The organism is Ciceribacter sichuanensis (genome assembly GCF_024055605.1).
Taxonomy (GTDB): domain Bacteria; phylum Pseudomonadota; class Alphaproteobacteria; order Rhizobiales; family Rhizobiaceae; genus Allorhizobium; species Allorhizobium sichuanense.
In genome coordinates, this window is the sequence record NZ_JAMXLX010000001.1 from 301,839 (window position 1) to 326,940 (window position 25,102).

The 25,102-nt window shown below is 62.2% G+C and carries 23 protein-coding genes; 7 read left to right on the forward strand and 16 right to left on the reverse strand.

Annotated elements, in window-relative coordinates; translation table 11 throughout:
- The first annotated feature begins 99 nt into the window (after positions 1 to 99).
- Both NBH21_RS01365 and NBH21_RS01370 read left to right on the forward strand, forming a co-directional pair.
- Positions 100 to 819 (forward strand): hemerythrin domain-containing protein, encoded by a 720-nt coding sequence (locus NBH21_RS01365; protein WP_250912168.1) that lies wholly within the window; start codon positions 100 to 102, stop codon positions 817 to 819.
- Positions 820 to 856: 37 nt separating this feature from the next.
- Positions 857 to 1,465 carry a YceI family protein gene (locus NBH21_RS01370; protein WP_250912169.1) on the forward strand — a complete coding sequence of 203 codons (609 nt, stop codon included), beginning with the start codon at positions 857 to 859 and terminating at the stop codon, positions 1,463 to 1,465.
- A gap of 64 nt (positions 1,466 to 1,529) precedes the next feature.
- Here NBH21_RS01370 and NBH21_RS01375 read toward each other — a convergent pair whose 3' ends face one another.
- Complete coding sequence (locus tag NBH21_RS01375; protein ID WP_342451972.1) at positions 1,530 to 3,920, reverse strand: membrane-bound PQQ-dependent dehydrogenase, glucose/quinate/shikimate family; 2,391 nt, start codon at positions 3,918 to 3,920, stop codon at positions 1,530 to 1,532.
- 333 nt (positions 3,921 to 4,253) lie between these two features.
- Positions 4,254 to 5,105 (reverse strand): LysR family transcriptional regulator, encoded by an 852-nt coding sequence (locus tag NBH21_RS01380; RefSeq protein ID WP_250912170.1) that lies wholly within the window; start codon positions 5,103 to 5,105, stop codon positions 4,254 to 4,256.
- A gap of 101 nt (positions 5,106 to 5,206) precedes the next feature.
- Between NBH21_RS01380 and NBH21_RS01385 the strand changes: the two genes are divergently transcribed.
- Both NBH21_RS01385 and NBH21_RS01390 read left to right on the forward strand, forming a co-directional pair.
- Positions 5,207 to 5,509, forward strand: a complete 303-nt coding sequence (locus NBH21_RS01385) for a putative quinol monooxygenase (protein ID WP_250912171.1) — start codon at positions 5,207 to 5,209, stop codon at positions 5,507 to 5,509.
- The gene (locus NBH21_RS01390) at positions 5,506 to 5,832 is read left to right on the forward strand and encodes a DUF2798 domain-containing protein (RefSeq protein ID WP_113426174.1); all 327 of its coding nucleotides are present in this window, start codon (positions 5,506 to 5,508) and stop codon (positions 5,830 to 5,832) included. Before NBH21_RS01385 ends, NBH21_RS01390 begins: the two co-directional genes overlap by 4 nt.
- 57 nt (positions 5,833 to 5,889) lie before the next feature.
- Here NBH21_RS01390 and NBH21_RS01395 read toward each other — a convergent pair whose 3' ends face one another.
- The 6 genes from NBH21_RS01395 to NBH21_RS01420 form a co-directional block, all read right to left on the reverse strand.
- Positions 5,890 to 8,037, reverse strand: a complete 2,148-nt coding sequence (locus NBH21_RS01395) for a methyl-accepting chemotaxis protein (protein ID WP_250912172.1) — start codon at positions 8,035 to 8,037, stop codon at positions 5,890 to 5,892.
- 20 nt (positions 8,038 to 8,057) lie between these two features.
- Entirely contained in the window at positions 8,058 to 8,987 is a 930-nt protein-coding gene (locus tag NBH21_RS01400; RefSeq protein WP_250912173.1) for a substrate-binding domain-containing protein, read from the reverse strand.
- A 273-nt stretch (positions 8,988 to 9,260) separates the two neighbouring features.
- Entirely contained in the window at positions 9,261 to 10,016 is a 756-nt protein-coding gene (locus NBH21_RS01405; protein WP_250912174.1) for an ABC transporter ATP-binding protein, read from the reverse strand.
- Positions 10,010 to 11,077, reverse strand: a complete 1,068-nt coding sequence (locus NBH21_RS01410) for a FecCD family ABC transporter permease (RefSeq protein WP_250912175.1) — start codon at positions 11,075 to 11,077, stop codon at positions 10,010 to 10,012. The genes NBH21_RS01405 and NBH21_RS01410 overlap by 7 nt, the downstream gene beginning before the upstream one ends.
- A complete protein-coding gene (locus NBH21_RS01415; RefSeq protein ID WP_250912176.1) occupies positions 11,077 to 12,210 on the reverse strand; it encodes an ABC transporter substrate-binding protein in 1,134 nt (377 codons plus the stop codon). Before NBH21_RS01415 ends, NBH21_RS01410 begins: the two co-directional genes overlap by 1 nt.
- Before the next feature lie 59 nt (positions 12,211 to 12,269).
- On the reverse strand, positions 12,270 to 13,349 hold the full coding sequence (locus NBH21_RS01420; RefSeq protein ID WP_250912790.1) for an ABC transporter substrate-binding protein: 1,080 nt from the start codon (positions 13,347 to 13,349) through the stop codon (positions 12,270 to 12,272).
- Between the two features lie 177 nt (positions 13,350 to 13,526).
- Between NBH21_RS01420 and NBH21_RS01425 the strand changes: the two genes are divergently transcribed.
- The gene (locus NBH21_RS01425) at positions 13,527 to 14,333 is read left to right on the forward strand and encodes a class I SAM-dependent methyltransferase (protein ID WP_250912177.1); all 807 of its coding nucleotides are present in this window, start codon (positions 13,527 to 13,529) and stop codon (positions 14,331 to 14,333) included.
- Positions 14,334 to 14,436: 103 nt separating this feature from the next.
- Here NBH21_RS01425 and NBH21_RS01430 read toward each other — a convergent pair whose 3' ends face one another.
- The 3 genes from NBH21_RS01430 to NBH21_RS01440 all read right to left on the reverse strand — a co-directional run bounded on the left by NBH21_RS01430 (position 14,437) and on the right by NBH21_RS01440 (position 16,229).
- Positions 14,437 to 14,682 carry a DUF982 domain-containing protein gene (locus NBH21_RS01430; RefSeq protein WP_250912178.1) on the reverse strand — a complete coding sequence of 82 codons (246 nt, stop codon included), beginning with the start codon at positions 14,680 to 14,682 and terminating at the stop codon, positions 14,437 to 14,439.
- 69 nt (positions 14,683 to 14,751) lie between these two features.
- The gene (gene tam, locus NBH21_RS01435; protein ID WP_250912179.1) at positions 14,752 to 15,522 is read right to left on the reverse strand and encodes a trans-aconitate 2-methyltransferase; all 771 of its coding nucleotides are present in this window, start codon (positions 15,520 to 15,522) and stop codon (positions 14,752 to 14,754) included.
- Positions 15,523 to 15,575: 53 nt separating this feature from the next.
- Complete coding sequence (locus NBH21_RS01440) at positions 15,576 to 16,229, reverse strand: haloacid dehalogenase type II (RefSeq protein WP_250912180.1); 654 nt, start codon at positions 16,227 to 16,229, stop codon at positions 15,576 to 15,578.
- Between the two features lie 332 nt (positions 16,230 to 16,561).
- On the opposite strand from NBH21_RS01440, the gene NBH21_RS01445 reads away from it, so the two are divergent.
- A complete protein-coding gene (locus NBH21_RS01445; RefSeq protein WP_250912181.1) occupies positions 16,562 to 17,449 on the forward strand; it encodes a branched-chain amino acid aminotransferase in 888 nt (295 codons plus the stop codon).
- Between the two features lie 36 nt (positions 17,450 to 17,485).
- Here the strand turns inward: NBH21_RS01445 and NBH21_RS01450 are convergent, their stop codons facing one another.
- From NBH21_RS01450 to cyoA, 5 genes are read right to left on the reverse strand one after another with little or no spacing between them, the layout of a single operon-like run.
- On the reverse strand, positions 17,486 to 18,280 hold the full coding sequence (locus NBH21_RS01450; protein ID WP_250912182.1) for an SURF1 family protein: 795 nt from the start codon (positions 18,278 to 18,280) through the stop codon (positions 17,486 to 17,488).
- A gap of 53 nt (positions 18,281 to 18,333) precedes the next feature.
- A complete protein-coding gene (cyoD, locus tag NBH21_RS01455) occupies positions 18,334 to 18,795 on the reverse strand; it encodes a cytochrome o ubiquinol oxidase subunit IV (RefSeq protein WP_250912183.1) in 462 nt (153 codons plus the stop codon).
- Positions 18,792 to 19,415: a cytochrome o ubiquinol oxidase subunit III gene (gene cyoC / locus NBH21_RS01460; protein WP_250912184.1), complete on the reverse strand. Its 624-nt coding sequence runs from the start codon at positions 19,413 to 19,415 to the stop codon at positions 18,792 to 18,794. The genes cyoD and cyoC overlap by 4 nt, the downstream gene beginning before the upstream one ends.
- Positions 19,412 to 21,397: a cytochrome o ubiquinol oxidase subunit I gene (gene cyoB / locus NBH21_RS01465; RefSeq protein WP_250912185.1), complete on the reverse strand. Its 1,986-nt coding sequence runs from the start codon at positions 21,395 to 21,397 to the stop codon at positions 19,412 to 19,414. Before cyoB ends, cyoC begins: the two co-directional genes overlap by 4 nt.
- Positions 21,387 to 22,517, reverse strand: coding sequence for a ubiquinol oxidase subunit II (cyoA, locus tag NBH21_RS01470; protein ID WP_250912186.1), 1,131 nt, complete (start codon positions 22,515 to 22,517; stop codon positions 21,387 to 21,389). The genes cyoB and cyoA overlap by 11 nt, the downstream gene beginning before the upstream one ends.
- A 470-nt stretch (positions 22,518 to 22,987) precedes the next feature.
- On the opposite strand from cyoA, the gene NBH21_RS01475 reads away from it, so the two are divergent.
- On the forward strand, positions 22,988 to 25,096 hold the full coding sequence (locus NBH21_RS01475; RefSeq protein ID WP_250912187.1) for a S9 family peptidase: 2,109 nt from the start codon (positions 22,988 to 22,990) through the stop codon (positions 25,094 to 25,096).
- Positions 25,097 to 25,102 lie beyond the last annotated feature (6 nt).

The window sequence follows — 25,102 nt, forward strand, 5'->3', positions numbered from 1 at the left end:
GGAAGCATTTAGGAAGCGGGTCGAGGCGGGGTGGCCTAAGAGCCTGCCCATCGCACCGGCGGGCTGTTCCGACCGGGCTGAGGACAAGAGGAAATCCCCATGACCCACAATGTTTCCCACGGCGTTTCACTGACCGCCATCCCCGATCTCTCCGGCCGTTACGACCTTTACGGCGCCATTCACAAGGGCCTGCGTAAGGCCGGCTGTGACATGCTTTGCCGCATCGGTTCGACCGATTTCGAAAACCCCGACGAGGCCGAAACCGTGCTCGGCAATCTGCGCAGCTTCATCGTCTTCGCAGCCTCCCATGTGATGCATGAGGACGAGCATATTCACGGCGTTCTGCGGGCACGCGGTGCTTCGACCACCACAATCGAGGACCAGCACGACGATCACCGCGCCGCCTTCGCCACGCTCGAAAAACTGGCGAGCGACATCGAGAAGGCCTGGCCGATGCACAAGCAGGCGGCCGGTCGCAAGCTCTACCTCGCCTTCGCCGCCTATCTCGCGGAAGACCTTGCTCATATGCACGAGGAGGAAACGGTAACGGCCCCGGAACTCTGGAGGATCTGCACAGACGAGGAACTGGCGACGATCGAGATGCACATCGTCGCCTCCATGTCGCCGGAAAAGAACATGGCTTTCCTGCGCCTGATGGTGCCGGCCATGAACCCGGCGGAGCGGGCCGCGATGCTTTCCGCCATGCAGCAGAACACGCCGCCGGAAATTTTCTGCGCCATCATCGAGTTCGCCGTTCGCCCGAGCCTTTCTGAAAAGGCTTTCAGCGATCTCTCGGACCGGATCGCGCTCGCCGCCTGATCGCGGTCGGCAGGGTATTCATGAAGGAAATCATCAGATGTTCAGACTTGCCTTCGTTTTTCTCCTCGCCGCCCCGGTTCAGGCCTTGGCCGGGGCGGCGACAAAGCCGGCGCCCAGCGGGACCTACGTCTCGGATCCTGCTCACACAAGCCTGACATGGCGGATCAGCCATTTCGGATTGTCCAACTATACCGCGCGCTTTTCCACCGTCAGCGCAAATCTTGCGTGGGATGCGGAAAACCCTGCGCAATCAAAGCTCTCGGTTTCGATAGACCCGACTTCGGTCAAAACGGATTTTCCCTTCCCGCAGGTCGAGGATTTCGACGGGAAGATCGGCACGACGCCTGATTTTCTGGCCGGAAAGCCGATTTCGTTCGAGGCGAAGAACATCACGCTGACGGGCGAGAATACTGGCACCGTGAGCGGCGACCTGACGTTTCGCGGGGAAACCCATCCCGTGACCCTCGACATCAGGTTCAACGGTTCGGTAGCCGAGCACCCGATGGACAAGCTGCCCCGGCTCGGTTTTTCCGCGACCGGCATCGTCAAGCGCACCGACTGGGGTCTCGATTTCGCGGTCCCCGCCCTTGGCGAGGACGTGGCGCTTCAGATCGAGACGGAAATGATACCGCCGAAGGCGAAATGAAAAAGCAGAAAGGCCCCGGCGAAACCGGGGCCTTTCCTTTTTGGTCTGATTTCTCTTGCCGGAATCAGTTCGGCAGGGCGTAGGCGATCACGTAGTCGCCGCGTTCCGGCGACTGGCGGGCGCCGCCTGCGGTGATGACGATGTACTGCTTGCCGGTCTTGGGCGAGCGGTAGGTCATCGGGCCGCCCTGGCTGCCGACTGGCAGGCGGGACTTCCAGACTTCCTGGCCGGTGCGGCTGTCGAAGGCGCGCAGGTAGAAGTCCTGGGTGCCGGCGATGAACACCAGACCCGACTGGGTGGAGAGCGTCGGGCCGAGCGTCGGCATGCCGATCGGGATCGGCAGACCCATCTTGATACCGAGCGGGCCGGTGTCTTCGACGGTGCCGACCGGAACCTGCCAGACGAGCTTGTGGGTCTTCAGGTCGATGGCTGAGAGCGTTCCGAAGGGCGGAGCCTGGCAGGGGATGCCGAGCTGCGACAGGAAGCGCTGGCGCATGGCGCCGAACGGGGTGCCGAGCTGGGGTACGACGCCCATTTCGATGCCGTTGCCGCCCTTCACATCATCGCGCGGAATCATGTAGTTGGCCAGCCCGAGGCGCATGTCGTTGACATACATGTAGCTCGTCGTCGGGTCTATGGAGACCGAACCCCAGTTCATGCCGCCGAGCGAACCCGGGAACTGCAGGGCCGGATCGAGACCGGGCGGCGTGAACACGCCTTCATGACGCATGCCCTTGAAGGAGATGCGGCAAAGCAGCTGGTCGAACGGGGTTGCGCCCCACATGTCCTTCTCGGCGAGCGTCTGGTTGCCGATCATTGGCATGCCGACCGAGAAGGGCTGCGTCGGCGAATAGCGTTCTCCCTCGACATTGCCCTGCGGAACCGGCTTTTCGACGATGTCGGCGATAGGCTGGCCCGTCTCGCGGTTGAGCAGGTAGATCATGCCGGTCTTGGAGACGGCGACGACGGCGGGCGTGGTGCTGCCATCCGCATTCGGGATGTCGTAGAGCACCGGCTGCGCCGGTACGTCGAAGTCCCAGAGGTCGTGGTGAACCGTCTGGTAGTGCCAGACCGGGCGACCGGTGGCGATGTTTACGGCGACGAGCGAGGACGAATACTTGTCGTCCAGCGCGGTGCGCTCGCCGGCCCAGAAGTCGGGTGTCGCATTGCCGGTCGGCAGATAGACGAGACCGAGCTTGGGGTCATAGGACATGGCCGACCAGACATTCGGCGTGCCGCGCGTATAGCCTTCCGGGGAAAGCGGCTCGCGGGTCACGGCTTCATTGCCCGGATCCCAGGCCCAGACGAGCTGGCCGCTGGCGGCATCGAAGGCACGAACGACGCCCGGAGGTTCACCGGTTTCGTTGTTGTCGGCGACGCGGCCGCCGACGATCACCAGATTGGCGGCGACGAGCGGGGTCGAGGTCTGCTGGTAGTAGCCGGGCTTGACTTCGCCCATACCGATCTTGAGGTCGACGATGCCGTTGTCGCCGAAGTTGGCGGCCGGTTTGCCGGTGTCGGCATCGAGCGCGATCAGGCGGGCATCGACGGTGGGAACGAAGACGCGCTTCGGGCTGATGGACGGATCGATAGTCGAGCCGTCAGGCTGCTCGGTTACGCGCTGTGCGGTCGAGCCGTCGTAATAGGCAACGCCACGGCAACGCTGCCAGGCGGGAACGGTGCCACCGGCGGCATAGCGCCATTTTTCCTTGCCGCTATCGACGTCATAGGAAATGACCGTGCCGTAAGCGGTGCAAAGGAACAGGCTGTCGCCGATCTGGATCGGGGTGTTCTGGTCTTCCGCGCCGGAGCCGGTGCTCTGCGGGGTCTCGCCGGTATGGGCGGTCCAGGCAACCGCAAGCTTGTTGACGTTGGCGGGCGAGATATCGTCCAGCGCGGCGAAACGGGTGCCGGCAACGTTGGCGCCCCATGCGGACCAATCCGCGACGGGCGCTGACTTGTCGACCGACTTGGCTGCTTCCGCCGTCTGTGTCGGGGCAACGACGTTCTTCGGCGAAAAGGCGCTGACGGTCGTCGCAACGATACCGAGCGCGAGGACGGCGGCCGAACCGAGGATCGGCGCACGCTTGGGGGCCGCGCCGGCAAGACGGCGAAGCGCCGGCCAGGTCAGCATCACCATCAGCAGGCCGATGGACATTGCAAAGAGGCGAGAGATCAGCGGCCAGAATTCAAAGCCGACTTCCCACACGGCCCAGACGACGGTGCCGAGGAAGGTGAGGGCAAAGAGCGCCGCGCCGGATGATTTCGCGCGGAAGATCTGGATGGCCGAAAGGACGAGGGCGATGCCGGCAATGGTGAAGTACCAGCTGCCGCCGAGCGTAATGAGTTTTATGCCTCCGATAACGAAGAACAGGCCGGCTGCGAGAAGAGCCGCGGCCAGGATATACAGCCAAAGCCGCATGATCCCGGAGGGGGCGTTGATCGAGTTTTGCACGATTTTGTTCCGGATTTCCTTGAGGGTTTAGCGAGATCCGGGTGTCAGGCCCCTTGGGGGGTATTGCCTGCCTGCGGACCTCCCGATCCTCCTCCCTGTCTGTGGACTTAGGGCAACATCAAGAGTGCGTCCAACCGAATCTTCGAAAACACTGCGTACACAAAATCGCGACAATTTAACGCGGGTAAAAATTCGCATCTATCAGTTTGATTTTTATGATTTTTTCCGCCTGAAATCTTGTTGTGGACGATTGAAGTCGGTTGCGAGCCACATGTTTTGCTCAAAAGGCAGCGTCACGTTTCGTCAGGCACGAATCGTCGCGGTGCAGCGAGTTCACCGTTCCGGCCGCAGGCATTCCGCCAGAAATGCTACCGTTGCGGCAATCGTGTCGCTGTCGCGCAGATCGTGATGGTAGGTGAGGTAGATATCCCGCGTGATGTGTTCTCCCTCACCGCCGGCGACTTGCAGGCCATAGGTTGCTGCGACGAAATCGGGCAGGGCGGCTATGCCGACGCCCGCTGCTGCTGCCGCGCATTGAACGCTGAGATCGTTGGTTCGAAGCACCGTCTCCCGGCCGGCCGACATGCGTTTGAGCCAGACCTGCTGAGGCGTTTCGTCCAGCAATTCGTCGAACAGGATGAAGCCGTATTGCTCGGGCTTTCGTGTCGCCAGATAGGCAGGGGAGGCGAGGAGCAGGTAACGCACGCTGCCGGCCTTGCGGATGATGAGGCTGGGATCGGTGGGACGACTGAGCCGGACGGCGATATCGGCCTCGCGCCGGGTCAGCGAGACGTTGCGCACATCCGCCACCAGCCGCAACCTGATGCGCGGCCTTGCCTCGTAGAAGGCCGCGATCTTCGGCGTCAGGTAGAAGGAGGTCAGCACCGGCGGCGCGCTCACTGAAATCTCCACCGGCGCTTCGCCTTCGGTTTCGAGGATATCGCGTTCCAGCGCGAAGACTTCGCCCTCCATGCGCCGTGCCCGTTCGGCCACCAGCCGACCCTTTTCCGTCAGCAGGTAGCGGCGGGGTCGCCGGTCGAAGAGCCGGATACCGGCCTTTTCCTCCAGCGCCTGCACCCGGCGGGCGACGGTGGCGTGATCGACCTTGAGGCGGCGGGCCGCCGCCGAAAGCGAACCCTCGTCGGCAAGCGCCACGAAAAAGCGGAGATCGTCCCAATCCAGCATTGTGCAAATTTGCCCATTTGATGTGCCTCATTGGGGAATAGCGCCCAATGCGGCCCTCGGGCAATAGAAAAGGCCTGAACCGCTGGAAAAGGAGCCCACCCATGACGGATAATCAGGAGACCCGCCGCCAGAGGCGCGTCGTTCGGCTGACGATGGAGCCCGGCAGGCAGGAAGAGCTGCGCACCGCCCTTCTCGACCTGCGCAAGGAGACGCTTGAAGAACCGGCTTGCGCGGAATTCGATTTCTATCGCTCGCTGGCGGATGATGTGGCCTTCCTGCTGGTCGAGGATTTCGCCGATCATGCCGCGCTGGAGGAACATCTGGCCAAGCCCTACACGCAGGCCTTCTTCAAGCTGGGTTTCCTGAAGTCGGCCGAGCCGATCTCGCGGGAGTGGCTGGCATGAGCGGCGGCACACCTGCCGCGCTCGCGGCCGAAAAGACCGCGCGCGGACGGCGGCGGAAACTGCCGGCCCGCAGCCGGCACATCGTCACGCCGATGATCCTGTCTTTCCTGATGTCCGGTATCGTGGCCTCGATCGCCACGATCCGCGCCACGGGACTGACGCCGGATCTCGGCACCATCATCCCGCAGGCATGGGCCATGTCCTACATCGTGGCCTTTCCCACCGCGCTAGTGGTCATGCCCGTCGTTCGCTGGATCGTCGACCTGATCGTCGAGGCGCCGGGCGGAGAGCGCAATCGTTCCCAAGGAACCCATGCTCCATGAAACAAGGCCGCCGGAGGAAATCCGGCGGCCTTGTTTTTCGTTCGGAAGCGGGGGCCGTTACGAGGCCATCGCATAGCTCTGGTGATGCCCACGAACCTGTCCCGGCGCATGGGTACGGAACCGCGCGATCATCTGGGCAAGGTTTTCGGTTTCCTGGCTGAGGCTCTGGGCGGCGGCCGTGGTTTCCTCCACCATCGCCGCGTTTTGCTGAGTGACCTTGTCCATCTGGTCGGCGGCGGAGGAGACCTCGCGCAGGCTGAGGGCCTGTTCGCGGGCGCTGGTGGCGATATCGCCGATCGTGGCGCTCATCGCCACCACCTGTTCGACGATCTCCTGCAGCGATGAGCCGGACTCGCTGACCAGTTGCACGCCGGCCTCGACCTGCGTCGAGGAGGTCGAGATGAGTTCCTTGATCTCCTTGGCGGCGTTGGCGGAGCGCTGGGCAAGCTCGCGCACTTCCTGTGCCACGACCGCGAAACCCTTGCCGGCTTCCCCGGCGCGGGCGGCTTCCACGCCGGCATTGAGCGCCAGCAGGTTGGTCTGGAAGGCGATCTCGTCGATCACGCCGATGATGTTGCCGATCCTGGCCGACGATCCCTGGATCTCGGTCATCGCGGCGATGGCGCGGGCCACGATCTCGCCACCCTTCTCGGCGTTCGAGCGGGCGGTCGCGACGGTGCTTTGGGCGCGGCCGGCACCTTCCGCGGTGCCGTTGACGCCGCGGGTGACATCGCCGAGCGCCGCAACGGTTTCCTCCAGCGAGGCCGCCTGTTGTTCCGTGCGGCGGGCGAGGTCGTTCGAGGCAGACGAGATTTCGCCAAGCCCCGAGCGGATCGTGCTGACGGCGTGCACGACGGAGCGCAGGGCTTCCTCAAGGCTCGCAACGGAGCTGTTGAAGTGATCGCGGATCGTTTCGTAGCGCTGGTCGACAGCACCGATCCGGACCGTCAGGTCGCCCTTCGTCAGCGCGTCCAGGCCGACCGAGATCTGGCTGAAGGCATGGGCCATGGCATCGGCGTCCGCAATGCGCTCCGCTTCCTGGCGCAGCCGTTCCTCTTCCGCGGCAAGGCGGGTGCGCTCGGCATTCGCTTCCGCGATCAGCTTGGCGCGGCCGGTTTCCTGGAAGACCTGCAGCGAGCGGGCCATAGCACCGAGTTCGTGCCGGTGCTCGGTCCCCTCGATCGCGATCGACTCGTCGCCACGGGCGAGGCGCTCCATCGCCTGGGCGATGTTGCGGACAGCCGAAGAGATCAGCCGCCCGATGGTGTAGGCAAGTACGAGACCGATGACGATCAGAAGGCCGGAAATGGCCAGTGTTGCCGTCGTGGTCGACTTGACGGTGCTCTCGATCGAGCCATCCAGCGTCTGCTGCTCGCCGGTGATCCGGGCCTGCAGGTTCTGGAAGCCCGTGGCGATCTGGGGCGCCAGCACATTGAGCTGCTTCTCGCGGATGTCGTTGCTGGCGAGCAGCACGTTCTTCACGTCGCCAAGCCGGGCCGTATAGTTCTGCATCAGCCTTTCGGCGCCGGACAGGCGTTTCTGCTGGATCTCGTTGCCGACCGCCTTCTGGGCGGCGGTGTTGAGTTTCACAGCCTCGGCAAGCGCCGCCTGTGCGGTGTCATAGGCCTTGAGGTCGTTGGCGTGGAGGAAGCGTTCGGAATAATAGAGGCTGCGGTTCAGCGCTTCGAGGGTGTCGCCGGTCGCGTGCAGGGTGGAGAGGTCCCCCTGGCGCCAGGCGCTGCGCATCACGTCGTTGAGCGCGATCGACGTCCACGGACCGAATTCCGTCACCTTGGCGATCAGCGCCTCGCGTTTGGTCTGCAGCGCGACGATCTCGCCGAAGGCCTTGCTGTAGTCGTCCATGTTCTTTCGGATCGCCGCCATGCCCTGCTGCAATTCGGCGTTGCCGGCCAGTCGCGGGTCGTCGGACGAGAAAGCCTTGACACCGGCCTGGAAGCGTTCCGCGACCTCGGCGCTCGGTGTCGAGCGGAAGGCTTCGGCCGCCATCTGGATTTCGTGCAACTGGTTCGAATAGTCGGAGATGGCAAGGCTCTGGCCGGCCGTGGAGCGATAGGAGCCGAATATGGAGGCGAGACCGCTCATGCCATTCAGGGCGGTCAACGACAGGAAGCTCATAAGCAGGATCAGCGGCAGGAAGCCGGCGGTGATCTGGGTGCGGATACCGAGTTTTTTCCAGAAATTCATCGTCGTTGTCCTTGGCTTTCTCACAGGCTCTTGGGCAGGTAGGTGGCGACGTTGGCAGGCGTCACGAGTTCGAAGGGCACGTAGTTTGTCTTCTCGACCTTATCGCCCTTGATCAGCTTCAGGGCCGCTTCGATGGCGCCCTTGCCCTGGCCCGTCGCGTTCTGGAGGATGGTGACGTCGAGATCGCCGGCCACCATGGCGGCAAGCGCGTCGTCAGTGGCATCGACCCCGGCCACGACGACTGTGTCCATCGATATCCCGGCGTTTTTCATGGCGCGGATAGCTCCGAGCGCCATCTCGTCGTTGTTGGTGATCACGGCATCGAACTTGACACCGGCTTTCAGCCATTCCTGCATAAGGCTGTCGGCCTGGTCGCGCGACCAGTTTGCCGATTGCCGTTCGACGATCTGGATGCCCTTGCATGTGTCCGTCGACAACACATCGGACACGTCCTCGGTGCGCTTGCGGGCCGCTGCGTGGAAAAGCTCGCCCATCATCACCACGGCCTTGCCCTTGCCGTTCAGCAGCCGGCAGACTTCCCTGGTCTCGAGCGTGCCGGAATCCTTCTCGTCGGAGGCGACGACGGCTTGTTTCTCCGGCAGTTCGGCAAGGTTCGACGGTTCGTTGTTGACGTAGATCAGCGGAATGCCGGCATCGCTGGCGATCTTCGACATTTGCGGTCCCAGGTCACCATCCGACGGGGCGACGATGATCGCATCGACCTTGTCCGCTACGAATTTCCGCATTTGTTCGAGCTGTTTGGCGGTGTCGCCTTCGGCATTTTCGGAAATGATCTTCAGCCCGGGGACCGTCTTCCCATGGGCGAGAATGCCGTTCAGCAATACCGTCTTGAACTTGTCGAGGCTTGACATCGAGACGCCGATCGTCTGAGCGCTGGCGGTGCCAGCGGTCAGGAGGAGCGTCAGGGCCAGCAAAGAGGTCTTGTGCATCGAAATCACCGAATCTCCGGTTGTGGATGCAGAAGAGCATGTTCGCTGCTGGTTAATTAGATGTGTATGAATGGAACATGGCGCGATTTTATTCCGCACTATGGAATTATTGTTCTGCTAATAGAATCGGGCCGCCCGCGGTCGTCCCGTTGGGGTGCCGCCGGCCAAGAATGCCAGAGCGCCGTGCGTCCATTTGGACGCACGGCGCTCTGGCATTCTTGATTCTACGCATCGAGCTTTCTGAAAATCGATTCCGATTTTCGGGCCGATGCGCTAGGCCAATGCTGCGTCGACGATCACCAGCGGCCGGCCCTGTGTGCAATTCTCGATGCGGGCATCGACCCGGTAGACTTCGCGCAGGAGATCAGCGGTGATGACCTCTGTCGTCGGGCCGCTTGCCACGAGCCTGCCGTTGGCCACCACCATCGCCTGGTCGCAGTAGCGCATGGCGTGGTTGAGGTCATGCAGCGCGATCAGCACGGCGATGCCGCTCTCGCGGGCGAGTTCGCGCATGTAGTGCAGCACCTCGATCTGGCGGAAGAGATCGAGCGCCGAGGTCGGCTCGTCCATCAACAGGATATCCGGCTTGCGCACCAGCGCCTGGGCGATGGCGACGAGCTGGCGCTGGCCGCCCGAGAGCTGGCCAAGGTCGCGGAAGGCGAGATCGGAGATCTTGAGAGACGACAGGATGCGGTCGATATCGGCGAGTTCGTCGTCGGCGACCTTCCAGCCGGACCCCTGCTTGGCGGCCAGCAGCACGGATTCGTAGACGGTCAGGACGGCGTTCGCGCCTGTGTCCTGCGGCATGTAACAGATCGGTCGAGAGAGTGCACTCTCGCCGCTCAGATGCACCACGCCTTCGCCTTTGAGCAGGCCGGCGATGCGCTTGAACAGCGTCGACTTGCCGGCGGCGTTCGGACCGATCACAGCCGTCAGCCCGCCGCCCTCGATGATGCCGGTGGAGATGTCTTCGAAGATCCGGTTGCTGCCGTAGCGAGCGCCGAGGCTTTCGAGTCTGAGGGCTACCATGCGCGCCTCCGGTTGGTGAAGATCAGCGAGAAGAAGAAGGGAACGCCCACGAGCGCGGTGATGACCCCGATCGGCAGGATCGCGCCGGGGATCAGCGTCTTCGAGACGACGGAGGTGACAGAGAGCAGCAGCGCGCCGCAGATCAGCGATCCCGGCAGGAAGAAGCGCTGGTCTTCGCCGACCACCATGCGGGCGATATGCGGACCGACGAGCCCGATGAAGCCGATGGTGCCGACGAAGGAGACGGGAATGGCCGCCAGCAGGCTGACGAGCATCATGGTCTCCAGCCGGAGCCGCTTGACGTTGACGCCGAAGGATGCGGCCTTGTCGTCGCCGAGACGCAGCGCCGTCAGCGCCCAGGCATTGCGCGCGAAAAGCGGCACGCAGACAACCAGCACGACGCCGGTAACCGCAACCTTGGTCCATGTCGCCTTGGTGAGCGAACCCATGGTCCAGAACACGACCGCGGCAAGCGCCTGTTCTGAAGCGAGGTATTCGAGCAGCGAGAGCAGGGCGTTGAAGGTGAAGACCAGCGCGATGCCGAGCAGCACGATGGTCTCCACCGTGACTCCGCGCAGCGTCGAGACGCCGTAGATGAACAGCGACGCAGCCATCGCCATCACAAAGGCATTGATCGGGATCATAAACTGCACTGCGGTCGGGAAGATTGCGACGCCCGCCACGAGCCCGAGGGCTGCGCCGAAGCCGGCGGCGGCGGAAATGCCGAGCGTGAACGGGCTCGCCAGCGGATTGGCGAGGATCGTCTGCATCTGCGCGCCCGCAAGCGAAAGACAGGCGCCGACGGTGACCGCCATCAGCGCCACCGGCATGCGGATGTCCCAGATCACCACCCGCAGCTGGTCGCCCGCGGAGGATGGCCACAGGATGGTGGAAACGACCTCGTTCAGCGTATAGCGGGCCGGGCCAAGCGCCATATCGGCGGCGACGCTGACGAGCAATGCGGCGACCATCATTCCGAGGATCGCCAGACGCCGGGCGGACATCGCCCGGTACTGAACGCGTCCCTCGGCTGAGGGCAATGTTTCGGTGGCAACGGCCATCAGTTGGTTCCCTTCTCGAGCGAGACGAAATAGCCGGGCTTGTAGGCGATCGGCAGGAACTTCTCGTGGAATTCGCGGAAAGTCGCTTCCGGGTCCAGATCGGCGAAGAGCTCCGGATGGAACCACTTGGCGAACTGCTGGATCGGCACGAACTCGTAAGGCGCGCCGTAGAACTGGTGCCAGACGGCGTGAACGTCCTTGTTCTCCACGGCTTTCAGTCCGGAAAAGCCGGTGCGCTCCACCAGCGCCTGCAGCTTTTCGCGCGCCGCCTGAGGATCGGCGCCGCGGCCGACATGGACGAAGCGATTGGTCTTGGATTCGGCCGCCCAGTTGGAGCCGGTGGCGATGTAGTGGTCCGGGTTCTGGACGATCAGCTGTTCGATGCTGATATCGCCGAAGGTCGTCTTGATGACGTCCGCGGCGATGTTGTGGCCGCCGGCGCGTTCGACCATCTCGCCGAAATTGGCCGGGCCGAAACTGCGGCAGCAACCGTTCTCGGCGTCGTTGCCGGGAGCGCGCTCGATGAAGACCTTCGGACGCACGAGATCGGGCTGGCTGGCGATGCGGTCGGTCACGCGGGCGATCTGCGCCCTGCGGAATGCGATGAACTCCTGTGCCTTTTCCTCGCTGCCGAAGATCTTGCCGAGAAGCTCGATCGACTTTTCGCTGTTCTTTGCCGGGTTCGCGCGGAAATCGACATAGACGACCTTGATGCCGGCAGCCGCAGCCTTGTCTTCCAGCCCGCTCTCCTCCGCACCCTTCTGCGACTCGATGTTGAGCGTCAGCACGTCGGGCGAGAGGGCGATTGCAGATTCCAGGCTGAAGGTGCCGTTCGGCACGTAGCCGAAGCGCGGCAGGGTTTCGAGCGCGGGGAAGCGTTCCACATAGGCCGCATAGCTGTCCGGGTCCTTGGTCAGGAAATCGTCACGCCAGCCGACGATGCGGTCGAGCATATGTTCGCCCGTGAGTGCGGCGATGACATGGATCTGCCGCGCCTCTCCGACGAGAACGCGCTTCGCCGGCAGGTCGAGTTCGATCGTCCTGCCGGCGACGTCGGTGATGGTCTCTGCAAGGGCAGGGCTGCCCAGAAATGGAAGAAGGGCGATTATCGCCCGCGCGTATCTGGCAATCATTCGTATCGTCCTTGGCGAAGCAGCCGGCGGATGGTTCCCGCCGGCCTTTCCGTTCTGGTTTAGAGGCCGGCCTTCAGCGAGGCGAAGTAACCGGTGTGATAGGCAACCGGCAGGAAGCGCTCATGCAGTTCCTTGAAGGTGGCTTCCGGATCGAGATCGGTAAACAGGTCCGGATGCAGCCACTTCGCGATCTGCTGCACGGCGACGAACTGGTAGGGGCTGTTGTAGAACTGGTGCCAGATGGCGTGGACATTGCCCTCGGTAACCGCCTTGATGCCGGTGAAGGCCGGGCGCTTCATCAGGGCCGCGAGTTTTTCCTCGGCCTTGGCCTTGTCTGCGCCGGGGCCGACGCCCACCCAGGCGCCGCCCGGAACGTAGAGTTCCCAGTTGGAGCCCGTGACGATCACCTGATCCGGGTTGGACGCGATGATCTGCTCCGGATTGACCGCACCGAAGGTGCCGGGGATGATGTCCTTGGCCATGTTGATGCCGCCGGCGAGTTCGACCATCTTGCCGAAGTTCTCGTTGCCGAAGGACATGCAGCAATCTTCGGAATAACCGCCGGCGCGTTCCATGAACACCACCGGCTTTTTCAGGTCGCCGGCCTTGGCGAGCGTATCGGTGACACGGGCGAGTTGCTCGTCGTGGAACTTCACGAATTCCTCGGCGCGCGCTTCCTTGCCGAACAGCTTGCCGATGATGCGCATGGATTCATCGGTGTGCTGCATCGGCTTTTCGCGGAAGTCGATATAGACCAGCGGAATGCCGACCTTGGCGAGTTTTTCGATATAGCCGCTTTCCTCGGTCGCGGACTTCGCCTCCGTGTTCATGATGATGACGTCCGGCTTCAGCGCGACTGCCTGCTCGATGTCGAACGTGCCGTCCTTCATGCCGCCGAAGGTCGGGATCTTCGCCATTTCCGGGAATTTCTGGAGATAGATGTTGTAGCCGTCGAGGTCGGCCTTCTGGAAGTCGTCGCGCCAGCCGACGACGCGCTTGAACGGTGCATCCGTGTCGAGAGCGCCGGTGAAATAGATCTGCCGTCCCTCGCCGAGGATCACCCGTTCCACCGGCACGCTGACCTCGACGTCACGACCGGTGATATCCTTGATCTTGATCGTTTCTCCGGCTTCGGCCATACCCGAAAAAAGCGCGAGCGAAATCGTGGCGGCGGTGGCCACCCTGTTCAAATGGAGCACGTCGTCCTCTCCTGTGCAGTGGAATTCGAAGCGATCTATTATTTTATGACTTTTATAGTCAACTAATATCTTTTAGAAAGCTTCCAATATCGCTCATATTTCACAAAGGCCTCCGCAATGCAGACTGCCGCCGCCCTTTCGAACCACGATCTTCGCGACGAAATCAAAGCCTACTGGTCGCTGCGGGCAGAGACCTTCGACAGCCAGCCCGGCCATGAGATTTTCTCGGAAGAGGAACGTGCCGCCTGGCATTCGCTGCTGCGCAGACATCTGGGCGATGGCGAGGGCAGGCAGGCGCTCGATCTCGCCTGCGGCACGGCCGTCGTCTCCCATCTTCTCGATGACCTTGGCTTCAGGGTGACGGGCATGGACTGGGTGGAACCGATGCTCGAAAGGGCGCGCGCCAAGGCGAAAACCCGCGGACGGCAGATCCGTTTCCTGATGGGGGATGCGGAAAATACCATGGAAGCCGATGCGTCCTACGACGTCGTCACCAACCGGCATCTGGTCTGGACGCTGGTCGATCCGCTCGCCGCCTTCCGCGAATGGCATCGGGTGCTGAAGCCGGGTGGGAAGCTGCTGGTGGTTGACGGCGATTTCGTCAATCCGGGTCTGGTCGCGAAGCTTGCCAAGCGCCTGGCCGTCATGGTTTCCCGCTTCACAGGAGAAAGCGGCAAGCCGCAGAACGGGCCGGCGGCCGGGGCGATGACCGAGACCCACCAGAGCATCCTCTCCCGCGTCTATTTCTCGCAAGGCGCGCGCGCCAAAGCGGTGGCCGACCTGTTGCGGGAGGCCGGTTTCTCGACCGTCACAGTCGATACCGACATGAGGGCGATCCATCGCACACAGAAGAAGAATTTCAGTTTCCTGAAGGGCCTCGAACGCGCCACCCAGCACCGCTACGCCATTTGCGCGGTGAAATGAGGACTGGGCCGATACCGGCAGGAGTGCGCGGCGGTTTGCTTGCCGCAAAATGCGTAATGCAAAGAACTGGCGGGCGCTTGGAAAAGAAGGCCCGCGTGCCGGTTCACTTCTTCATGGCTATCCCGGCTTCTACGGCTGCGGCGATGAAGGCCTGACGGGCGTCCTCGTCCGTCTTCTTGCCGGCCTGCACAGCGGCGCAGACCAGAAGCGCACGGTCGAGCGCCGGTCCGTCCTCGGTCGGCCAATCCTCGATCATCGCCCAGGAGGCTGCCTCCGTCGTGTCGATTGTCACGTCGCTGCCGTCTTCGCCGAGCGCGAGAATGACAGGGGTTTTCCAGGGCTTGTTCATCGGGCGCGCTTTCGGAATGGGAGAGGCAGTCGTTGCCCCTCCGGAATGTCGAAGCGCTTCTTACACAAGTTACGCCTTCACCGCCACGACGAAGAAGCGCGGGAATTTCAGGAGCACCCGGCCGTCGGCCATGGGCGGATAAGCCTGCCGGATGCGGTCGGTATAATCGGCAAGAAAGGCGGCCTCGTTTTCGGCCCCGGCAGCGGTGAGATAGGGGCGAAGCCCGGTGCCCTTCACCCATTCGACGATCGCCTCGGCATTGGCCATTGGGTGATAGTAGATCGTGTGCCAGACATCCACACGGGAGGCCTTCGGCGACAGCCGTTCCATGTAGCTCGCGGGGGAGGGCAGGCGCGCGCGCCGCAGGCGTCCTCCGGCGAAGGTGTCCTTCCATGGCCCGGCGGCGCCCGTTTCCTCCATCAGGAGATGGGTCGGCTGGTCGAGATTGTCGGGCATCTGCACGGCGAGCACGCCACCGGGTGTCAGGTGATCCATGAGGCGAGCGAGCAGCGAAAGGTGATCGGGAAGCCACTGGAACACGGCGTTGGCATAAAGGACATCAACGGGCTGCGGCGGCGTCCAGCTGCCAAGGTCTGCCTGAAGGAAAGGCGTACCGGGCAGCCGCTTGCGCGCCTTGGCCAGCATGTCGTCGTCGCTGTCCAGCCCGGTGACGGCAGCCTTGCCGAACCGTTCGATCAGAAGCTCGGTCGAGTTTCCGGGGCCGCAGCCCAGATCGAATACATGGCCAGCCTCGCCAAGCGGCACTTGCGCGAGGAGATCGCGGGCGGGCCGCGTGCGTTCATCCTCGAATTTCAGATATTGTTCGGCTGACCATGCCATGACGTTCTCCCTGAATTGATGTCATCCATGTCTGGCTGGCACTGGCGACAATATTACGACGGCAGGCTCTCCAGTGAGGGCAGGATGAGGTCCGGTCCGTGATCGGCATATTCGTCCGGCAGTCCGGCGCGGTTGATCCACACCGTGCGGAAGCCGAATTTCTTTGCGCCTGCGATGTCCCAGCGGTTCGACGACTGGAAGGAGACGGCATGGGGATAGAGCCGGTAACCGGTCGTCACCATGTCATAGGTCTGGGGCGCCGTCTTGTAGGCGCGGATTGCATCGACAGAGAAGACGTCGTCGATCACCGTGTCCAGTGCGGCGTTCTTCACGGCCGCCGCCAGCATGTCGGGCGAGCCGTTGGAAAGGATCGCGACCTTCGCGCCCTGCGCCTTGAGGCTTTTCAGCACCGCCGGCACTTCCGGATAGCAGTCGAGCTTCCAGTAGGCCGAAAGCAGGTCGGCGCGCAGCGAGCGGTCGACCTCCGGCATGCGGGCGAAGGTATAGTCGAGCGCCTCTTCGGTGAGATTCCAGAAGTCGCGATAGCTGCCCATCAACGTGCGCACCCAGGAATATTCCAGCTGCTTGGCGCGCCACATCTCGGAGAAGCGCAGGTGATCGGGACCGGCCCGTTCGGCATGACGGCGCACGGCCGCATGCACGTCGAACAGGGTGCCATAGGCATCGAAGACATAGGCTGCTGTCATCTGTTCCCCACCTGGGTCAAAAATATGTCGCGCAAAGTGTTAAGCGGTTTTGCGGCAGCGGCATGCGATGAAACAAAAACCTGCCGGTACGCCGGATCGAAGGCGAACCATCGCCCGACTATGCCACGTCGCGGCGGCGGCGCGAAGGCGTGCGATCGATCACTAATTTTGATCGATATATTTGACAAGCTGTTGATTCAACGAAAAGATCTTGCGCACCGAAAAGCCCGCGCCACGGATTGTTGCCAATTGGCTTTCCAGGGGGAGTTTGCCCTTGACCTCGAGGCTTCGCCTGCCCTTGATGGCTTCAACGACAAGAACAGGAGACCGCCATGGCCGTCGATACATCCGCCCGCACCGTAACCTGGACCTATGTTGACGGAGACTGGATCTCCGGCAATCCTCCGCTCATCGGGCCGGTGTCGCATGCCATGTGGCTGGGTTCGACGGTGTTCGACGGAGCCCGCTGGTTCGACGGCATCGCACCGGATCTCGACCTGCATTGCCAGCGCATCAATCGTTCGGCCTTGTCCATGGGCATGAAGCCGACGGTGGCGGCGGAGGATATCGAGAAGCTCGCCTGGGAAGGCGTCAAGAAGTTCGACGGCAAGACGGCAATCTACATCAAGCCGATGTACTGGGCCGAGCATGGCGCGCCGTTCTCGGTCGTCGCCGCCGATCCGGAATCGACCCGCTTCGCCCTTTGCCTGTTCGAGGCTCCGATGAACTCGGCGAAGCCCTCGTCGCTGACGCTCTCGCCTTTCCGTCGCCCGACGCCGGAAACGGCCATGACCGGCGCCAAGACCGGCAGCCTTTATCCGAATTCCGGCCGCATGATCCATGAGGCTCACCAGCGAGGCTTCGACAACGCGCTGGTGCGCGACATGAACGGCAATGTCGTCGAGACGGCATCCTCCAATGTCTTCATGGTCAAGGACGGCGTGGTTCTGACGCCGGTTGCAAACAGCACCTTCCTCGCCGGCATTACCCGCGCCCGCATCATCGGTCTGCTGCGTCAGGCGGGTTTCGATGTGCGTGAGGTGACGCTTTCGGTCGAGGACTTCATGAACGCCGACGAAGTCTTCACCACCGGTAACTATTCCAAGGTGGTTCCGGTTGTCCGTCTCGACGATCGCCAGTTCCAGGAAGGCCCGGTCGCCCGCAAGGCTCTCGACCTCTATATGGACTGGGCGCGTTCGACCCACGGCACCGACGGCTGATAGACGCGCTGCCGGCGGCGCGTGGGGGAGGGGAAATCACTCCCACTCGTCGTCGGCTTCCTCTTCCGTCGTCCTGGCGCGGCTCTTGCCGAAGAAGCCCTCGAAACGCAGGAATATGCCGTACATGAACAGCGTCATGGCGGCCATGGCGAACCACGTGATCGCATAGGACAGATGCGAATTGCGGAAATTGAGCACGGTCATGCCGCCGCGCGGCCATGCCTTCGGATCCGATCCGGCCTCCTGATCGACGAAATAGGGTGCGGCGGGAGAAAGCCCGAGCGTCTCGGTGATCGAGCCGATATCGCGGCGGAACCACTTGCGTCCTTCGGCATCGTTGGGGCGTGAAAACAGCCAGCCGCGATCTTCCGAAATCCTCAGCAGCCCGTCTATGGTCACCAACCCCTGCGGCGGCGTGCGCTTCGCAGGGTCCTTCAGGTCCTCCGGCACGAAGCCCCTGTTGATCATGACCACGGTGCCGTCGTCGCGCTTCAGCGGCGTCAGGATCCAGTAGCCGGGACCGAGAACGGTCGGCGTGTAGATCTGCACCTCGTCCTCGTTGAGGAAGGTGCCGGTCAGCGTGACGTGGCGGTATTCGTCGTTGCTTTGGGTGATCGAGCCCCAGTCTGCCTCACCGGGAGCGGGGACGGCGGGTGCAGCGACCCGCGCGTCGACGTTCTGGATCAGATCCAGCTTCCAGTACAGCCGGTGCACCTGCCACATGCCGAGCGATATGAAGCCGGCGGTCAGAAGGGCTGCAAGCGCCATAACGATCCAGAAGCGCGGGCGGATGATGATCGCCTTGATGTCGGGTGTCTTGCGGTCGGCCATGGCAAGCGGTCCTTGAAACGAAGCGGGCGCCATTTTGGCGCCCGCAAGTGTCGTCAATGCGTCTGATGTTCGGTGCCCGGTTCCGGCGCAATGCCGGTCGTCTCGCCATCGCCCATCACCTGCTGCATCGCGTCGTTGCCCATGGGCATCATGTTCGCGTTCATATTGTGCATGACCCAGAGCGAACCCGCCAGCACGATCATCAGGATGATGACGGTGAGCATGGTGGACGCCATGGTCCAGCCTTCTTCCTGGCTGTTGTTCAGGTGCAGGAAGTAGATGAGATGCACGATGACCTGCACGGCGCCGAGGCCCATGATGATCGCGATCATCGCAGTCTTGCTGATCTCGACTTCGGCCATGACTAGGCCGAAGGGGATGATGGTCAGGATCGCGGCGAGCGCGAAACCGATCATCAGGGTCGAGTGGCTGCCGTGGCCGCCGTGATCGCCATGGCTGTCATGGCCGCCATGGGCGTGGTCTGCGTGAGCGGTGGAGTGGCTGTTGGAGCTCATTGTACGATCCCCACGAGATAGACGAAGGAGAAGACACCGATCCAGATCAGGTCGAGGAAGTGCCAGAACATGCTGAGCGTCGTCAGACGGCGGCGGTTGGCTTCGACCAGACCGCGCTGGCTGACCTGGATCATCAGCGTGACGAGCCAGATGAGGCCACCGGTGACGTGAACGCCGTGGGTGCCGACCAGCGTGAAGTAGGCCGACAGGAAGCCCGAACGCTGCGGACCGGCGCCGATCTCGATCAGGTGATGGAACTCATAGATTTCCATGACGATGAAGCCGAGACCGAGCACGCCGGTGACGGCGAGCCAGCGAAGGACGCCGGCCTTGTTCGACTTGTCCATCTGCAGCATGGCGAGACCGAAGGTGATCGACGACAGGAGCAGCAGGACGGTTTCGGCCAGCACGAAGCCCGGCTCGAACAGGTCGGCCGGTGCCGGGCCGCCCGCAAAGGAGCGGCCGAGCACGGCATAGGTGGCGAACAGGCATCCGAAGATGATGCAGTCGCTCATCAGGTAGATCCAGAAGCCGATCGAGGTCGGGCTGCTGTGGTGGCCGTGATCGTCGTCTTCTTCGACGACGGTGACGGGAGAGTTGATCTTGACTGCTATGTTCATGCCAGCGCCTCCTTGCTCAGCGCTTCCTGCTTGGCGATCTCTTCGACCGGGATGTAGTAGTCGCGGTCATAGTTGAAGGTGTGGGCGATGCCGGTAACGAGCGCGGCGAGGAAGGCGAGAGCCGCCAGCCACCAGATGTACCAGATCAGCGCGAAGCCCAGGACCAGCGAGAAGAACGACAGGATAAGGCCCATCGAGGTTCCCTTCGGCATGTGGATCGGCCGGTATGTCGTCGACCAGCGGAAGCCTTCCTTCTTCATGCTCCACCAGGCGTCGATGCCATGGACACGAATCGTCTGCGGGAAGTTGTAGGGCGCCGGCGGAGAGGTCGTTGCCCATTCCAGCGTACGGCCGTTCCACGGATCGGGACCGCAGCGCAGGGCTTCGCGGTTCTTGATCGAGACGGCGATGCCGATGAAGGTGGAGGCGATGCCGAGTGCGATCAGGACTGCGCCGAAGGCGGCTACGATGAAGTAGATCTGCCAGGCGGTGTCCATGTACTGCGATACGCGGCGGGTAACGCCCATCAGGCCGAGCGCATAGAGCGGCATGAAGGCGAAGTAGAAGCCGACGAACCAGAACCAGAACGAACGCTTGCCCCAGGTGTCGTCAAGCTTGAAGCCGAACGCTTTCGGCCACCAGTAGGTGATCGCGGCGAAGACCCCGAAGACCACGCCGCCGATGATGACGTTGTGGAAGTGGGCGATGAGGAACAGCGTGTTGTGCAGCTGGAAGTCGACCGGAGGAACCGCGAGCAGAACGCCCGTCATGCCGCCGATGGTGAATGTCACCAGGAAGCCGACCGTCCAGAGCATCGGAACTTCCATCCGTACCCGGCCCTTGTAGATGGTGAAGAGCCAGTTGAAGATCTTGGCGCCCGTGGGGATCGAGATGATCATCGTGGTGATGCCGAAGAAGGTGTTGACGTTGGCGCCGGAGCCCATCGTGAAGAAGTGGTGGAGCCAGACGACGAACGACAGGACCATGATACAGGCGGTCGCATAGACCATCGAACGGTAGCCGAAGAGCGGCTTGCCCGAGAAGGTGGCGACGATTTCCGAGAAAACGCCGAACATCGGCAGGATCAGGATGTACACTTCCGGGTGGCCCCAGATCCAGATGAGGTTGACGTACATCATCGGGTTGCCACCAAGGTCGTTGGTGAAGAAGTGCGTGCCGATGTAACGGTCAAGCGTCAGCATGGCGAGCGTTGCGGTCAGGACCGGGAACGCGGCGACGATCAGGACGTTGGCGCAGAGCGAGGTCCAGGTGAAGACCGGCATGCGCATCATGGTCATGCCCGGCGTGCGCATCTTGAAGATGGTCGCGATCAGGTTGATGCCCGATAGCGTCGTACCCACGCCTGCGATCTGCAGCGCCCATAGGTAATAATCCATCCCCACCCCGGTTGAGTAGGCGGCACCCGACAGCGGCGGATAGGCAAGCCAGCCGACGCGTGCGAATTCACCGACGAACAGCGAGATGTTGATGAGGATCGCACCGGCAGCCGTCATCCAGAACGAGAAGTTGTTCAGGAACGGGAAGGCCACGTCACGGGCGCCGATCTGCAGCGGCATGACATAGTTCATCAGGCCGGTGATCATGGCCATGGCCATGAAGAAGATCATGATGACGCCGTGGGCGGTGAACACCTGGTCATAATGGTGCGCAGGCAGGAAGCCTTCGGCCCCGCCGGCCGCCATGGCCTGCTGGGCGCGCATCATCAGGGCGTCGGCGAAGCCGCGGACGAACATGATGAACGCCATGATGATGTACATAATGCCGATCTTCTTGTGATCGACGGAGGTGAACCACTCGTTCCAGAGGTAACCCCACTTGCCGAAATAGGTGACCGCGCCGAGCAGCGCGATGCCACCCAGCACGACGGCACAGAAGGTGCCGACGAGGATCGGCTCGTGAAGCGGGAGGGCGTTAAGATCCAGCCGCCCGAAGATCAGGTGCTGAAGGTTTTCAGAGAGCATTTGCAGCTCCTTTCTCGGGGGCGAGCGACATGGCGGCAGCCGCGGCGCTGATCAGGGTCTCGGAGGTGCAGAGCTGGTTGATTGCTGCTGCCTTGGCGATCGTCTCGGCGCTCGGGGTCTCGCGCTGGGAGGTGATCAGTTCGCCATGGCCATCCTGTGCCCGGTGTTCGTCGTATTCGTAGAGGCCCTTGTCCTTCAGGCCGTCGAGGCCGCCGCCGCCCTGCTCGTCCTGCATCATCATCTGATGCATGCAGACCTTGCCGGGTTCGACACACAGACCAACGATACGCTGGAACAGATCCGGCATCACGCCGGCATAGTGAGCTACCGGAACGGAGAAGGACGGCTTGTCCAGCTCAAGATAGGCATCCTGGGTCAGCTCGACGCCGCTGCCGCGAACCTTGGAAACCCAGGTGTCGAAGTCGGCATCGGTCATGGCGAGCGTCTGGAATTCCATCTGCGAGTAGCCGGGACCCGAATAGTTGGCCGAGCGGCCGTAGAAGGTACCGGGCTTGTCGGCGATCATGTGCAGCTTCGTTTCCATGGCCGGCATGGCATAGATCATGCCCGCGAGCGCCGGTACGGAGAAGGCGTTCATCATCGAGGAAGCGGAGAGCTTGAGGTTGACCGGACGACCGGCCGGAATGGCCAGCTCGTTGACGGTCGCCACACCCTGCTCGGGATAGATGAACAGCCACTTCCAGTCGAGCGCGACGGCTTCCACTTCGATCGGCTTGCCGAAGCTTGCCTCGAGCGGCCGGTAGGGGTCGAGCCTGTGGGTGTAGATGTAGGTCAGCGTACCGAGGGCGGCGATGATCAGAACCGGAACGCCCCAGATGAAGATTTCGAACTTCGTCGAATGATCGAACTCGGGTTCGTAGTCGGTGTTGTCGGGCCGGTTGGCGCGGTAGCGCCACGGAAAATAGACGCCCATGATCATCACGGGGATGATGATGATCAGCATCAGCAGGGTCGAGTAGATCAGCAGATCGCGCTGTTGTTCCGCGACCCAGCCGGCCGGATCGAGCAGCACGTAGTTGCAGCCCGAAAGCAGCGACGCCGCTGCAAGAACGGGCGCGATGCGCAAGGTCTTCTTGAGAATGGTCATATCGTTCTTCATGGCGAGCAAGAGCACTCCTGCTTCGCCCGAGGCGACGCAGGTTGGCGGTTGTTGCTTGACGGCCGGCGGCCGAAGTTCCGACCGCGCGACCGTCCGTTATGAAGAAAAAGCTTGGGAGGATCTTCTTCGGAGGCCTTCCTGCTCCCATTTTTGAAAAAGGTTAAGTGGCCACCCTGTGACAAATCGTCACAAATGAGACCGTTGCAGGCGGTACCGATCACTTTTGCTTGATGAATTTGCCACAAAAGTGAGGAAAAATAGACGTTTATCAAATCTGACAGCGGGAGAGGTCAAGGTGTCGCAGCGTGCGCATTGATCCCGATCAAACCGTGGAAAACCACCCCGAGGCCGCTTGCCTGTCGCAGTCCGGAACATTCTCCACCCCGTCGGATTTCGCCTTGATCGCCGCGCTGCCCCTCTCTATCTCTCTTTGAAGTCAACATGTTTTCCTTGCGAAGGAAGGTTCTGCCTTGTCCGTCTTCAACAATCTGCCCGCTGCCCCGAGTGCTGCCAAAAAGCCCGTCACCGACACCCGGCACAGCATCACCCGCACCGACGATTATGCCTGGATGCGAGCCGACAACTGGCAGGCGATGTTCAAGGACCCTAGCCTGCTCGATGCGGAACTGCGCAAGCATCTGGAAGCCGAAAACGCCTATATGGAAGCGGCGATGGCTGATACCAAGGACCTCCAGAAGGTGCTGTTTGCCGAAATGAAAGGCCGTATCAAGGAGGACGATTCGTCCATCCCGATGAAGGACGGCCCCTATGCCTACGGCACCGCCTTCGTCACCGGCGGCGAGCAGCCGCGCTATTTCCGTATTCCCCGCGACGCTGACCACAAGGACGAGTCGGGTCGGAAGCTTCTGCTCGACGGCGATAAGGAGGCCGCCGGCAAGGACTATTTCCGTCTCGCCGGCATCGATCATTCGAGCGACCATGCCTTCGGTATCTGGGGTTATGACGACAAGGGCTCGGAATATTTCACGCTGCGTGTGCGCAATCTCGAAACCGGCGAGGATCTGCCTGACGTGATCGAAAACACCGGCGGTGGCGGTGCATGGGCGCCGGATGGCAAGAGCTTCTTCTATACGCTGCAGGACGGGAACCACCGTCCGTCCAAGGTCTTCCACCATATCATCGGCCAGCCGCAGTCCGCGGACCGGCTCGTCTATGAAGAAGAAGATCCCGGCTTCTTCATGGGTGTCGGCGGCTCGCTGCTCGATGACTACATCTACATCGATATCCACGACCACGAGACCTCGGAATATTACCTGCTCTCGACCAAGGACCTGACGGCGGCGCCGAAGCTGGTGGCAAAGCGGGAGGAAGGCATCGAATATTCGATGACCGAAGGCGGCGATGTCTTCTATATCCTCACCAACGACGGCGGCGCCAAGGACTTCAAGATCATGGAGGCCCCGGTCGAAGCGCCGGGCAAGGCGAACTGGAAGGAGATCGTCCCGCACGAGCCGGGTCGCCTGATCCTTTCCCACATGGCGTTTGCCCGCCATCTCGTCTGGCTGGAGCGCCGCGACGGCCTGCCGGTCATTATGATCCGCGACCGCAAGTCCGGCGAGGAGCATGCCATCGCATTCGCCGAGGAGGCCTATTCGCTCGGCCTGCAGGGTGCTGCCGAATACGACACCGACGTCATCCGCTTCTCCTATTCGTCGATGACGACGCCGTCGCAGCTCTTCGACTACAACATGGCGACCCGCGAGCGCGTGCTCCTGAAGACCCAGGAAGTCCCCTCGGGTCATAATCCGGATGACTACGTCACCCGCCGCGTCTTTGCCGAAGCCCATGACGGCGAGAAGGTGCCGGTCACGCTCCTCTATCGCAAGGATACGAAGCTCGACGGTTCCGCACCCTGCCTTCTCTATGGTTACGGCGCTTACGGTATTACCATCCCGGCCGGCTTCAACACCAATTGCCTGTCGCTCGCCGATCGCGGCTTCGTCTATGCCATCGCCCATATCCGCGGCGGCAAGGACAAGGGCTTCTCCTGGTATGAAGACGGCAAGATGGAAAAGAAGGTCAACACCTTCAAGGATTTCATCTCCGCTGCCGATCATCTGGTGAAGGAAGGCTTCACGTCTTATGAAAACATCATCGCCGAGGGCGGTTCCGCCGGCGGCATGCTGATGGGCGCGGTCGCCAACATGGCGCCGGAGAAATTCGCCGGCATCATCGCCGCCGTTCCCTTCGTCGATGTCCTGAACACCATGCTCGACGATACGCTGCCGCTCACCCCGCCGGAATGGCCGGAATGGGGCAACCCGATCGAGTCGGAAGAAGAATATCGCTGGATCGCCGCCTACTCACCCTATGACAATGTCGGTGAGAAGCCCTATCCGCCGATCCTCGCGCTCTCCGGCCTCACCGACCCGCGCGTCACCTATTGGGAACCGACCAAGTGGGTGGCGAAGCTGCGCGAGAAGACGACGGGTGAAGCCCCGATCCTTCTGAAGACCAATATGGCCGCCGGCCACGGCGGCAAGTCGGGCCGCTTCCAGCGCCTCGAGGAAATCGCCTTCGAATACGCGTTTGCTATCAAGGTGGCGGGGAAGATGTAACGGCTG